This window comes from Povalibacter uvarum, assembly GCF_014202975.1.
In the GTDB taxonomy this organism is placed as follows: domain Bacteria; phylum Pseudomonadota; class Gammaproteobacteria; order Steroidobacterales; family Steroidobacteraceae; genus Steroidobacter; species Steroidobacter uvarum.
In genome coordinates this window covers 820,825-833,886 of sequence record NZ_JACHHZ010000003.1, presented here as the reverse complement: position 1 = coordinate 833,886, position 13,062 = coordinate 820,825, and the positions used below count along the sequence as shown (strand labels likewise).

The following is a 13,062-nucleotide window of genomic DNA, read 5'->3' as shown; positions in this document are numbered from 1 at the left end:
CGCTTCCGCTGTTGCCGAATCCTACTACCCATACCCAGCGCAGCGCGCCTCAGCACTTTCCGTGGCACAAAACTTTTCATCCGCATCCGGCGGCGTCATCGCCACCGGATGCGGGCCACACGTGCCCCTTCAGGCAAATGTTATGCCGCGGACTGGCTCAGCCGGCTTTCGATCAGGCCTGCAAGGTCCGCCTTGCGCGGCAGACCGACCTTCTGGCCCACGATCTGCCCCTTGTCGAAAAGGATGACAGTGGGCACGCCACGCACGCCAAACCGATGCGGCGTCCGGTTGTTCTGGTCGATGTCCACGGTCGCGATCGTGAGGCGATCGCCGTACTGCTCGGCCAGATCGTGGATCATCGGCTTCATCGCCTGGCACGGGCCGCACCAGTCGGCCTCGAACTTCACCAGCACCGGACCCTCGGCACCGAGCACCTGAGTGTCAAAACTGGCATCGGTGACGGGGATGATGTTCGGATGGCTCATTGCAAAGACTCCATGAATAGCCGTCGGACAGGGAAATCCTGGCCTGAGATCCGATCATCGGGGCGCCGGGGGCGATCACCAATCTCTGGTAACGATTCCGTCGATCGGGAAAAACAATTGGACGGCAAACCGACCCACCTGGCTGCCTGGCCAGCCCGCCACCTGGCCGGAGCAAAAACCGCCTGTTTTGGCTCATTCTGAAGCGCCGCCGGTGGGCCAGCCGCCAGTAGTCGGTTGGCCAATCCCAGTGGCTCTCCTGCCCCCTCTCCTGTGGCTCCTCCGGGTGATTCGACTCCAGGCGGTCATCCGCAGACTGCGCGCCCATCGAGACACTGTCTCAATAACCAGTTCGCAGGAGCCTTCCATGTTCAAGCGTCTTTCCATCCTTCTCGGCCTCACCGTCTGCGCCACCACCGCGCACGGTGCCGGCCTTCCCGTCCCCACGGTCGAGTACTCGGCCGACCGCGTCATCGAATCGAGCTCCGGCACGTTCGACGGCAAGGTGTATTCCGCGAAGGACAAGGAACGCATGGAAATGCACATGGGCGACATGAAGAGCGTGATGATCCTGCGCCGTGACAAGCAGCTCGGCTGGTCGCTCATGCCGATGCAGAAGATGTATCAGCAGATCGATTTCGCGAAGGCGGCCCAGCAATCCGGCGCGGCGCCGGACAGCGAAGTCGAGATCACCATCGTCGGCACCGAATCCGTCGAAGGCTTCGAAGCGACCAAGTACAAGATGCTCATGAAGGACGGCAGCGCCGGCGGCTTCGTCTGGATCACGCAGGAAGGCATTGCAGTGAAGATGGACATGCTGAGCAAATCCGGTCGCGAGAAGTCGCGCATCACGATGACGCTGAAGAACATCACGATCGGCACGCAGGATCCGCAGCTGTTCGAACTCCCCGCCGACTACTCCGCGATGCCGAGCTTCGGCTTCAACGGCGGCGGCAACAGCGGCGCTCAGAAGCCCGGCATGAAGGGCATGTTCAAGAATGCGCTCGGACTCGGCGGCAATTGATCGGACGCGAGATTCGTCACTCCCGCGAAAGCGGGGATGACGGAAGCGCGCCACTACCAGCACACCTCATCGAGAATCTCCATGAAATCACGCCTCCTCCTCTCCGCCGTCGCATTTGCCTGCTTTGCAGCGACGGGAACAGCACTCGCCGATTGCGCCGCCGACTCGACGGTCCAGCAGACCCAGCAGCGTTACGCGAAGGCTCAGCAGCTCGAAGCCGCGGGCAATCTGGAAGCCGCGTTCAACTCGTACGTTGCTGCACAGGACTACACCTGCGATCCGAATCCCGTCGAAGGCCCCGCTGCACGTCGCGCCGCCCCGCTCGCTTTGCAACTCGGCGGTGCTGCCGAGAAGAGCGGCAACTTCGAAAAGGCTTTCGATCTCTATGATCGCGGCGGTCAATACGCTGCAGCCGATCGCGCGCTCATGGCATGGGCTCGCGCCAATCCCGACAGCCCCGGCGTGTATGGCAAGGCGCGTGATGTGCTCGAAGACCGCGCCCTCGGCGCATTCGCCGCCAACAACAAGGCTCGCCTCGCGGTTACCGGTGCCTACACGCCCGATCCGCGCAATCTCACCGAAGTGCTGGCAATGCCGGCGAAGGGGTTCGAACGTGCATTGCAGAAGGAATCCACCGCATTCAACGAGGAATACCTGCGTGGGATCGTTCAGCGCGTTGCAACGCGCCCCGAAGATCCGACCGACTTCGCAGCAACCCAGGCATGGGTCAATGCCCAGCAGCCGTTCGTGCAGAAGTGGTCGAAGTTTCCTGGCGGCGATCCACTGAAAGCATCGCGCGACTCGCTCGGGCTCGCACGAACCTGGGGGCACGCCGCGGCCGATCAGGCGGAAGGCGCCAAGCTGCTCGCTCAACGCAATCAGCGCATCGAACAGCGGGTTGCAACGCTGACCAAGTCATACGCCGGCGCACCTGAACTGCTCGCGGCGGCGATCGACTACCAGGGCGATTTCCTGACCGAGGACCACACGGCAAAGGACAAGCGCATGGACACGATCCGGACGCAGGCCGGCCAGCTCGGCGACACCGCGAACAGCAAGCAGCGCTATGCACTCGCAGCCGAGTACTACAGCGTCGCGGGCCAGGATGAAAAGGCGCAGGCAGCGCGCGATGCAATGCAGAAGCTCGCGATGGCCAAGATGCAGCCGCAGATCGACCAGGCCCAGCAGCAGGCCGAACGCATCAAGCAGGAATACAGCGACCCCGCGAAGGTGCAGGCAATGAAGGATCAGGCCCTGGCGATGCAGAAACGACTGCAGGAACAGCAGAAGGCGAATGCGAAGACGAAGGCGAAGAAAGCGGACGACTTGGAGAGCGAGCTGGGGCTCTGAGAAAGAAGGCTGCTAGCCGGCTAGCCACTAGCAGGTAGCCAGAAAAGACAATCCAACCGGCCGTCATCCCCGCGAAAGCGGGGATCCATTCCGGCCACAAAACAAAAATCCGCCACGTCGCGAGATGTGGCGGATTTTTTATTGACGCATCGCCTGCGGCGATTACGTCCGGCTGAAGCCGGACCCACAGGAAGAACAGACCAGCAGCCCTCTCGCTCCGCTCTGGCTAGCAACTAGTGGCTAGCCGGCTGGCAGGCTTCTCTCACGCTACCTGCAACCTCCCAATCAACCTCACCCTCCGCTGCTGCAGCCTCAGCGACTCTTCAAGCCCCTGCAGCTTCTTGTGCGCTTCACTCTCATTCCACTGATGCAGCAGCTTCTGCTTCGTCGCTTCGATCTTTTCCTGCTGCAGCGCTGCCCAGTGACCGATCAGTTCGGCGAGGTGTGAGGCTTCCTGTTCGAGCTGTGCCTGCAGGCGCTTCAGGAGGCTAGGGTCGTCGCATTCGGCGAGACGCTCGCGGGCCCGCTCGATCTGGCGTTCCACCAGCGCCTTGCGGATCTGGAACTCCGGGACGCGACGCAAGCCGCTCGCGAGCCCCAGTGCGGCGCAGGTCCTGATGAGCCACTTGGTCGGATCGTACTGCCACCACCGCACGCCATTGCGATAATCCCACTGAAAGATGTGGTGGAAGTTGTGATAGCCCTCACCGTAGGTGAGGAACGCAAGCAGATCGTTATCGCGCGCGGTGTTCTCCGACGTGTAGGGCCGACGGCCCCAGTAGTGCGCGAGCGAGTTGATGAAGAACGTAACGTGGTGACTGACCACGAGTCGCAGCAGGCCCGGCAGGAGCAGGCTGCCCCAGATATCGCCGTGCCACCAGCCGAGCAGCAGCGGGATACCCAAGTTCATGCCGACCGCGAGCCACAGGTAGTAGCGGTGCTGGAACATGACGATCGGATTCGCTTCCAGGTCCTTCGCGTTCGCGATGTTGACCTTGCCGCTCGGATAGTCGCGCAGCATCCAGCCCATGTGGGCGAACCACAGGCCGCGATTGATCGAGTAAGGATCCTTGTCCACATCATCGACGTAGCGGTGATGCACGCGGTGCGACGATGCCCAGATGAGAATGCTGTTCTGGAGCGACATCGCACCGAGCAGCATGTAGACGATCTGCAGCGGCTTGGACGCCTCGTAGCTGCGGTGCGCCCACAGGCGGTGATAACCGCCCGTGATCGACAGACCGGTCAGGAAGCAGAGCACGACGAACCAGGTCCATTCGAACGCGTCGAAGCCGAACTTCCAGGCGTACCAGGGGAAGACGGTCAGCACCGGCACCGTCGTGATCAGGAACATGAACACGGCAGGCCAGTTGAGGGGGATTCGGGCGCGGGCCTCGGACATCGATATCTCCGCCGATTCAGTCATTTGCGTTGGAAAGACCATCCTAGCATGGCCCCCGGACCCTGACGAAAGTCAGGGGCGCCGGCCTACGCCTCGCAGTGCCGGCGGCGGACAGGGCTCTTTAGCCTATCGTCTTCGACTGACCGGAGCCGAGCATGTCCAGCACCCCGTTCGATGCCACACCGATGGCGGCAGACCGCCATGCGGCGAGCGCCGTGGTCCACGCGCGCACCCGCCTGCAATCCATCGATGTCGTCCGGGGCCTCGTCATGGTGCTCATGACGCTCGACCACGTCCGGCACTACTTCACGGATGCCCGTTTCGACCCCCTCGATCCGGCGCTGACTAATGGAGCCCTCTATGTGACACGCTGGGTGACCCACCTGTGCGCGCCTACGTTCGTTTTCCTGGCGGGCGTCAGTGCTTTCCTGATGGCGCAGCGGATGACCCCGCAGGAGCTCAGCAGGTTTCTGCTGACTCGTGGACTGTGGCTGGTGTTCCTGGAGTTCACGATCGTGAACCTGTCGTTCACCTTCGACCTGGGCTACGCCAATGGGATCTTCTTCCAGGTGATGTGGGCCATCGGCGCCTCGATGGTAGCGCTGGCGGCGCTGATTCGCCTGCCGGTCACCGCGATCCTCGCGATTGGCGTCGCCATCGTCGCGGGACACAACCTTCTGGATGGCATCGCGCCGTCGCAGTTCGGGACCCTCGCTCCGCTCTGGAACCTCCTGCATGCCGCGGGACCCGTGCCCTTCGGCTTCGTCGCATATCCCGTGCTTCCCTGGATCGGCGTGATGGCACTCGGCTATGTCGCGGGCGCGGTCTATCGGCGTGACGCCGCGACGCGCCAGCAAATGCTCATCGCCGGCGGCTGCACGGCGCTGATCCTGTTCATTGCCCTGCGCCTGCTGAATGGGTACGGCGACCTCGATGCATGGTCCGTCCAGCCCACGTTCGCGCAGACGCTCTACTCGTTCTTCGACGTCGAGAAATATCCGCCGTCGCTGCTCTACATACTCGCGACACTCGGAATCGCCTCGCTGCTCCTCGCTGCCGCCGAGCGCATCGAACAGGGTCCCGCTGGCGGTGCGCTGCAGGTATTGCGCACCTACGGCCGCGTACCTCTGTTCTTCTATGTGCTGCACATCGTCCTGGCGCATCTCTCGGCGGCGGTCATCGGCCTCGTGAGCGGCTTCGGCACCGAGGGCCTCTTCGTCCACTCGATCTTCTCTCTGCCGGAGGACTGGGGATTCAGCCTGCCGATGGTCTACGTCGCCTGGCTCGCCGTGATGATCGTCAGCTACCCGCTCTGCCGGTGGTTCTGCGATCTGAAACAGCGTCGCAACGACTGGTGGTTGTCATACCTGTGAGCACCACCGGCACGACCAGAGCGGAATCCGCGCCACGCTTGACGATGAGCGCGCCAGGCCGAATGCTTGCCGAACGTTGCCCCGATGGGTCCGCCACGATGATGCACATCCCCGAGCGTCGCAAGATCCGGTCCAGCGACGCCGTCGAAGCGTTCGGCCGCATCCTCGAAGACATAGCGCATCAGCTTGCGTTGCGGCCGTTGCTCACCAGCATCGCGCGTCATGCGTGCGATCTGCTGCGGGCGGATGATGGCGCGATCGGTCTCTACCAGCCCACCCGCAACGTCATCCGCGTCGAAGCCATCCACCGCCTGCCCCAGTTCGAGTTGAACGCCGAGTTCGCATCGGGACTCGGGCTCATGGGACGCATCATGCAGACGCGAGCGCCCGTGGTGCTCGATCGCTACGGCGATCTCGAAGGCATGTCGTTGCCGGAACTCGCCGAGAACGCGGTGATCGGCGTACCCATCCTCGAAGCCAACGGTCAGCTCATCGGCGCATTCGGTATCGGTGCCCGCCCGCCTCGCCGCTTCGAAGCGAGCGATCTCACCATGCTGCAGTTGTTCGCACGCCATGCATCGATCGCGATCCAGAACGCGGTGCGTTATGAACGCGAGCAGCGCCGCAGCGAACGCATGGTCCTGATCGCCCAGGTATCGCGACTCGTGTCGTCGGAGCTCGAGCCGGATGAACTGGTCGCGACGACGGCGGACATCATCCACTCCGTGCTCGGCTATCCGAACGTCGTGATCCCGCTGATCCAGAGCGACGATGACGGCGATCACCTCCTGTTCCGCTCGCATGCTGGCGCCTACGCGCAGATCTTCAGCAACCCTTACCGGATGCCCGCACATCACGGGATCATCGGCGCGGCGGTCACATCGCGCACCTCGCAGATGGTCAACGACGTTGCGAGTGATCCACGCTATGTCCCTCCGCCGCTGCCTATCGACGTGACCGCGGAACTCGCCGTCCCGATCGTGCACGGCGAAGAGGTCTACGGCTGCGTGAACATCGAAGGCAAGGAGCCGTTCGATGCGGATGACATGCACAGTATCGAGATCATCGCGGATCACCTCGCGGTGGCCATCAAGAACAACCGCCTCTGGAACGAAGCGCGACAGGCAGCAGTCATGCGCGAGCGGCAGCGCCTTGCCCGCGACTTGCACGACTCCGTCAGCCAGGCGTTGTCGTCGATCAGCATGACTGCACAATCACTGGTCTCCGCTTATCAACGTGATCCGGCGGAAGGTGAACGTCGCGCGCATCGCCTCGAGGAGCTCTCCAGGCTGGCGTTCGCAGAAATGCGGGCGCTGTTGCGTGAGCTGCGCCCCGCGACTCACATGGCAGGTGTCGCACCTGTAAAAGCCGGCGTCGACGACGTGAAGGCCATGGGCCTGCAGGTGGCGCTGCGCAAGCTGGCCTCGATTCTCGCCCCCGAGACACCGAGCATCCGGCTGGATTTCAACGACTACGAATCGCAGCCGCAGCACATCGAGGAAGAGCTCTATCTCGTCTGCCGCGAAGCGCTGTCGAACGCGATCCGCCATTCGAAAGCCCGCATCGTGCGCGTACGGGCCAGCCGCAATCTCGACCGGGTCAACATCGTCGTGTCCGACGACGGCGTCGGTTTCGATCCCGCGGACCAGGCAGCCGTGGCCGAAGCTTGCGGAGCCGACCACGGGATCGGCCTGCAGACGATGAGTGAACGTGCCCGAGCCCTGGGCGGTACCTGCCACGTCGCGAGCCGCGTCGGGCTCGGAACCGCTGTCGATATTTCCGTGCCTTATCATCCCTTCTCGCCGGGTGAACCATGAACCAGCCCACCACTCCCATAAAGCTCATGCTCGTCGACGACCACGCCATCGTTCGGGAAGGCCTGCGCGCCCTGCTGAGCGACGTCGATGAATTCGTCATCGCCGGCGAAGCGTCGAACGGCGATGAGGCCTGCCGGATCGCGCCGCAGCTGCTGCCGGACCTGGTGCTGATCGACCTGAAGATGCCGGGCATGCACGCACCGGATGCGATCCGCATGCTGCGGGCAGTCGTACCGAACGTGAAGGTACTCGCGCTGACGAGCTATGCCGAAGACGATCAGGTCCGCGACGTCATGAAGGCCGGCGCGATGGGTTACGTCCTCAAGGAAGTCAGCAAGGCCGACTTCCTCGAAGCGCTGCGCACGGTGTCCGAAGGACATCCATGGCTGCATCCGCAGGCGCAGCGATCGCTCATGGAACAATTGCGCAGCGGCAAGCCCGCTGATCCGCTCGCGACGCTCACGTATCGCGAGCGCAGCGTGCTGGAACTCATCGCACGCGGCAAGAGCAATCGCCAGATTGCCGGCGACCTCAACCTGACCGAGGGCACAGTGAAGGGATATGTGAGTATCATCCTCGCGAAACTGAAACTGGAGGATCGTACGCAGGCTGCTCTGTTCGCCGCGGAGCGCGGCATGGGCCGCCCCAAACGCGACACGTCGGCCCGCTGACATTGATCATGACCCGAGCGCTCATCCTCATCGACATGCAACGCGGGATCGCGGATCCCGCCCTCGGACGCCGGAACAACCCGGAAGCAGAAGACAACATCGCCAGGCTGCTGTTTGCGTGGCGTGATGCGCGCCGACCGGTCGTCCACGTGCGCCACATCTCCCGCTCTCCCCGTTCCGTGTTCTGGCCGGGCCAGGAAGGCGCTGAATTCCAGGATCGCTTCCAGCCGCGCGCCGACGAACACGTCGTCGAAAAGAACGTGCCGGATGCGTTCATCAATACTGCGCTCGAACGCTGGCTGCTCGTGCGCGACATCCGCAAGGTCGCCATCGTCGGCGTCATCACGAACAACTCCGTCGAAGCGACTGCGCGCACCTCGGGTAACCTGGGCTTCGACACGATTGTCGTGTCCGATGCGACCTATACATTCGACAAAGCCGACTTCAACGGAACTCTGCGCACAGCCGGCGAAGTCCACGCCATGTCGCTTGCGAATCTTCACGACGAATACGCAAAGGTCGTAACGACGATCGAGCTGCTGCGCGGCAATTGACGCGCGGGCTCGCTGCACCGCATCGACCGGGCAATCCCTGAAGCCCGTATGCATCGAGATGCTGGCGGTTCCCGCGCGTCGGCCTCGTGTACTATCTGCGCCAGTCCAGCAGCCGCCTGAAACGAATCAGGCGCAACGACAAAGGCGCTTCCAATGACGTACGCCGCTATTACAGGCTGGGGCAAGTGCATGCCGCCGGCCATTCTCGACAACGCAGGGCTTGCGACGTTTCTCGACACCACGGACGACTGGATCACGAGCCGCACCGGCATCAGGGAACGGCGAATTTCGCACGTGCCGATGACCGTGCTGTCGCATATCGCAGCGGCACGCGCCCTCGCCTGCGCCGGCCTCGATCCGGCGGACGTCGATCTCATCGTGCTCGGCACTGTGTCCGCGGACGAGCATGTGCCGAATACGGCATCCGCGGTTCAGATCCTGCTCGGCGCGAACAACGCCGCGGCGATGGACATCAACACGGCCTGCACGAGCTTTCTGTATGGCCTGACCAGCGCTTCCGCCATGGTACGCACGGGCGTCGTACGCAACGCGGTAGTGATCGGTGTCGAAGGCATCAGCCCCTACATGGACTGGAGCAATCGCAACGTCGCCGTGTTATTCGGCGACGGCGCCGCGGCGGTGGTCATCCAGGCCTCGGACAAGCCCGAGGGCGTCATCGCGGAGAAGCTCGGCTGCTACGCCGATGCGCGACACACCCTCCGCGTCCGCGGCATGGGCGCTGCCTGGTGCAACCACGATCTGCAGCTCGGCGATACGCGCTGGGACTTCGACGGCCAGGAAATCTTCAAGCGCGCCGTGGTCGGTATGAGCGACGCCTCGGAGAGCGCTCTGCAACGCGCCGGCGTCGAAACTTCACAAGTCGACCTGGTCATTCCGCATCAAGCGAACCTGCGCATCATCGAAGCAGTCGCAAAGCGTGCCGGCCTCCCGATGGACCGCGTGTTCGTCACGGTGCAGCGCTACGGAAACATGTCATCGGCCACCGTACCGGTGGCACTCGTCGAAGCCATCGAAGAAGGCCGCGTGAAGCCCGGATCGCTGCTGCTCACACCCGCATTCGGCGCAGGCCTGACGTGGTGCGCACACGTGATCCGCTGGGGCGATCGCGTCACCCCGCTCGGCACGAGTGATCTCGAACTACCGCCGTGCGACGTCACGGGAGTGGAGCTGGTTCAGGACATCATCCGGCGGAAAGGGAAAACGGCGGAAGGGTTTGAGGTGAAGCTGGCGGCGAAATGACGGGAGAGCGAAGCGTCCCGTCATCCCCGCGAAAGCGGGGATGACGAGCTGGCCCACTTCTGGCTAGCCGGCTCATCTCAGCACCCTCGTCAAAAACGGCAACGACCCTTCCATCCTGTAATCCACATCGGAGTGGTTGTCGTCGAACTCCTCGTACGTGTGCCTGATGCCCGCCACGGCAAGACGCTTCGACAGGATCCGGCAGCCGTAATGGATGTGGAACTGGTCGCGATAGCCGCAATCGATGTAGATCCCGCGCAGTTTCTTCAGGTTGCCGCGGTACTTTTTCACCAGATTCACCGGATCGTGGCGTTGCCACGCTTCCCAGCGCTTCGGAATCCGTTCTCCGGTTTCGAGATTGAACGGCAGGCGGAATCCGTTCGGCGCGCGTCGATCGGGATCGTAGCTCGCCGCCATGCAGAGATTCATGAGGCAGTGCACGTCCGACTGCGTGAGCTTGCGCTTCTTCCACACGACCTCGAGGAATTTCCGGACGCGACCGTCGTCGAGGCCGCGATCGGCGCCCTTCTCTGCTTTGTGCACGTTCAACGGACCGACCGGTCGCGGCACGGGCCGATGCTTTGCGAGCTCGTTCAGCGTGTTCGGCCAGTCGTGCCAGTAAACGAAATCGAAGTAGGCATCGCCCGAGTGATTCGCGATGGCGCCCCAGGTCGATGCGTATTTCATTCCGTGAATGATCGCGCCGTAGCCGCCGGAGGATTTCCCGAAGCAGCCGCGGTGTTCGCGTGATGCCAGTGTGCGGAATTCGCGGTCGACGACTGGGACGATCTCTTTCGTCAGGTAGTCCGCGTAGGCGCCGATCGCCGACGAATTGATGTACTGATTCCCACCCAGGGCGGTGAAGCAATCCGGAAACACGAGGATCGCCGGCGCCATTCTTTCCTCGTGGACGAGGCGAGCCGCGCGCTCCGGGATGTTCTCGCTGAAGTTCTTCCAGCCGATATGCCCCAGACCCGAGCCCGTATATCCCGCCATATCCACCAGCACGGGGTAACGCTTGCCTCGGCCCTGCATCGCGCCTTCGTCATAGCCGGGCGGCAGCCAGACGGCCAGATTCCGCACGCTCGGATCGCCGAGAGGGTTGTCGCGCAGCACCCTCGAGTGATGCTCGAGCATCACCAGCGTGCCGGTATTCCACTTCGGGCGCTTCAGGGCCATACAATAGTCCCTCGATCCTGATTGCAGTCTACGCGAACCCGCGCCCTGAATGAGCCTGAGAGACATCACCGTCGGACCGGATACGCCGCAGTGGCACGAAGCGTACTTGCGCTACGCGCCGCGCGTCTTTCCGTCGATCAGTTTTCGCGACTGGTACGCCCTGGGCGGCTGGGATGCGGGCTATCGCACGTTCGCCATCGCTGATGGCGACGAGATCGTCGCCAACGCGTCCTTGCAACGCCTGACCGTCCTGTTGAGCGGCCACGAGCTCACCGGATGGCAGCTCGGCGCAGTCGGCGTCCTTCCTGAATTCCGTGGCCGGGGTCTCCAGCACCGCATCATGGAGCGGCTGATGCAGATTCCCGGAAAGGACGATCTCGTCTATCTCTTCGCCAACGACACGGTGCTCGAGTTCTACCCACGCTTCGGTTTCGAACGCGCAGTCGAACATCTGTATGGCGTCGATATCGACTTCGAGCCCGCCGCGAACGAGCGCTTGAGAAAACTTTCGCGCACGTCCGCCGCCGATCGGCAGCACGTGAAAAGAATCGCCGCGACTGCGCTGCCCGTGACTCGCGAGTTCGGCGCCCGCGACTACGGCGGCGTGCTGCTCTGGTACTGGACGAACTTCTACCAGGAATGTTTCTACTATGACGAGCAGAGCGATGTCGTGATCGTTGCCGCTCAGCACGAAGACCGCCTCGAGATCTGCGATGTCGTCGCGGACCACCTGGTCGATCTGTCGGGCTACCTGCCGCGTATCGCCGAACGATCCGTGCGCAGCGTCGAGTTCGGATTCACGCCCGAGATCATATGGCCAACCGCGCGCGTGATTCGCGAGTACGCCGAGTCGCCGCTCTTCTTGCTTCGCGGCACCGCGCTGCCGAAGCTTCCCTTCAAATATCCGGTGCTCGCACAAACGTGACAGCCGATCCTGCCCTGGAAACACTGCTGCTGCCGTTTCGGCAGGGCTTGCTGCAATGGCCCGGCGACGGTGTTCTGTTCCTGCGCGCACGGGATGGAGCACCTCTTCATGAGCTGCCGCTGCCCGGCCTCGTCTGCGAACAGACGTTCAAACCCGATGCCGATGCATTGAGCGCGGCGGGCTTGTCATTGAACATCGACGGCTCGCGCAAATATCCACTCGTGATGGTCCTGCCGCCGCGGCAGCGGGATGAAGCGCGTGCACTCCTCGCTCGAGCCGTATCGCTTGTCGCACCCGGCGGACGCGTGCTTGCGAGTCAGGGCAACAACGAGGGCGCGCGATCAAGCGAAAAGGATCTCGAATCGATCGCCGGGACGCTGCATACGATGAACAAGAATCGCTGCCGGGCGTTCTGGACCGAACCACTCCCAGGCCTGACTGATCCGCGGCTGGCAACGGAATGGCTCGCGCTGGACGCCGTACGCAGGATCGAAGACGAACGCTTCGTGAGCCGCCCCGGCGTATTCGCGTGGGACCGAATCGATACTGCTTCCGCGTTGCTCGCAAGGCATCTTCCCGAACGCCTCGCCGGTGATGTCGCCGACCTCGGTGCGGGATTCGGCTATCTCTCCGTCGAACTGCTGACGCGCTGCAAAGGAATACGCAACCTGCACCTCTACGAAGCCGAAGCGAGAGCACTCGACCTGGCGCGACTCAATCTCGCGTCGTTCGAAAAGCAGATTCCCATCGAGTATCACTGGCACGACGTGACGCGCGGCCTGCCGCGATCGTACGATGCGATCGTCACGAATCCTCCTTTCCACACCGGCGGCGGCCGCGAGCAACCGGATATCGGCCGGCGATTCATCGCAGTGGCCGCCGAATCGCTGACGGTTCACGGCGAGCTCTGGCTCGTCGCGAACCGGCACCTGCCCTACGAAGCGACGCTGCAGGGCCGCTTCTCACGAATCCGCACCGTCGCGCAGGAAGCCGGCTTCAAGATCATTCACGCCAACCGCTGAAAC

The 13,062-nt window shown here is 63.1% G+C and carries 12 protein-coding genes; 9 read left to right on the top strand and 3 right to left on the bottom strand.

Annotation, left to right across the window (positions count from 1 at the left end; genetic code table 11):
* Positions 1-140: 140 nt before the first annotated feature.
* Complete coding sequence (locus HNQ60_RS15020) at positions 141-485, bottom strand: thioredoxin family protein (RefSeq protein WP_184333159.1); 345 nt, start codon at positions 483-485, stop codon at positions 141-143.
* A 364-nt stretch (positions 486-849) separates the two neighbouring features.
* Between HNQ60_RS15020 and HNQ60_RS15015 the strand changes: the two genes are divergently transcribed.
* Complete coding sequence (locus HNQ60_RS15015; protein ID WP_184333156.1) at positions 850-1,506, top strand: DUF4412 domain-containing protein; 657 nt, start codon at positions 850-852, stop codon at positions 1,504-1,506.
* A gap of 81 nt (positions 1,507-1,587) precedes the next feature.
* Positions 1,588-2,856, top strand: coding sequence for a hypothetical protein (locus HNQ60_RS15010; protein WP_184333154.1), 1,269 nt, complete (start codon positions 1,588-1,590; stop codon positions 2,854-2,856).
* Positions 2,857-3,118: 262 nt separating this feature from the next.
* Here HNQ60_RS15010 and HNQ60_RS15005 read toward each other — a convergent pair whose 3' ends face one another.
* Positions 3,119-4,258 (bottom strand): acyl-CoA desaturase, encoded by a 1,140-nt coding sequence (locus HNQ60_RS15005; RefSeq protein WP_184333152.1) that lies wholly within the window; start codon positions 4,256-4,258, stop codon positions 3,119-3,121.
* A gap of 155 nt (positions 4,259-4,413) precedes the next feature.
* On the opposite strand from HNQ60_RS15005, the gene HNQ60_RS15000 reads away from it, so the two are divergent.
* The 5 genes from HNQ60_RS15000 (at position 4,414) to HNQ60_RS14980 (ending at position 9,933) form a co-directional block, all read left to right on the top strand.
* Entirely contained in the window at positions 4,414-5,631 is a 1,218-nt protein-coding gene (locus HNQ60_RS15000; RefSeq protein ID WP_221304214.1) for a DUF1624 domain-containing protein, read from the top strand.
* A 62-nt stretch (positions 5,632-5,693) separates the two neighbouring features.
* Positions 5,694-7,448 carry a GAF domain-containing sensor histidine kinase gene (locus HNQ60_RS14995; RefSeq protein ID WP_221304213.1) on the top strand — a complete coding sequence of 585 codons (1,755 nt, stop codon included), beginning with the start codon at positions 5,694-5,696 and terminating at the stop codon, positions 7,446-7,448.
* Entirely contained in the window at positions 7,445-8,119 is a 675-nt protein-coding gene (locus HNQ60_RS14990; protein ID WP_184333149.1) for a response regulator, read from the top strand. Before HNQ60_RS14995 ends, HNQ60_RS14990 begins: the two co-directional genes overlap by 4 nt.
* Before the next feature lie 8 nt (positions 8,120-8,127).
* Positions 8,128-8,673: a cysteine hydrolase family protein gene (locus HNQ60_RS14985; protein WP_184333147.1), complete on the top strand. Its 546-nt coding sequence runs from the start codon at positions 8,128-8,130 to the stop codon at positions 8,671-8,673.
* 153 nt (positions 8,674-8,826) lie between these two features.
* Positions 8,827-9,933: a ketoacyl-ACP synthase III gene (locus HNQ60_RS14980; RefSeq protein ID WP_184333145.1), complete on the top strand. Its 1,107-nt coding sequence runs from the start codon at positions 8,827-8,829 to the stop codon at positions 9,931-9,933.
* A 72-nt stretch (positions 9,934-10,005) separates the two neighbouring features.
* On the opposite strand, the gene HNQ60_RS14975 is transcribed toward HNQ60_RS14980, so the two are convergent.
* On the bottom strand, positions 10,006-11,112 hold the full coding sequence (locus HNQ60_RS14975; RefSeq protein ID WP_221304212.1) for an alpha/beta hydrolase: 1,107 nt from the start codon (positions 11,110-11,112) through the stop codon (positions 10,006-10,008).
* Positions 11,113-11,161: 49 nt separating this feature from the next.
* Here HNQ60_RS14975 and HNQ60_RS14970 point away from each other — a divergent pair, with 49 nt between their 5' ends.
* Both HNQ60_RS14970 and HNQ60_RS28105 read left to right on the top strand, forming a co-directional pair.
* Positions 11,162-12,037, top strand: a complete 876-nt coding sequence (locus HNQ60_RS14970) for a GNAT family N-acetyltransferase (protein WP_184333144.1) — start codon at positions 11,162-11,164, stop codon at positions 12,035-12,037.
* Entirely contained in the window at positions 12,034-13,059 is a 1,026-nt protein-coding gene (locus tag HNQ60_RS28105; RefSeq protein ID WP_221304211.1) for a class I SAM-dependent methyltransferase, read from the top strand. The genes HNQ60_RS14970 and HNQ60_RS28105 overlap by 4 nt, the downstream gene beginning before the upstream one ends.
* The last annotated feature ends 3 nt before the right edge of the window (positions 13,060-13,062 follow it).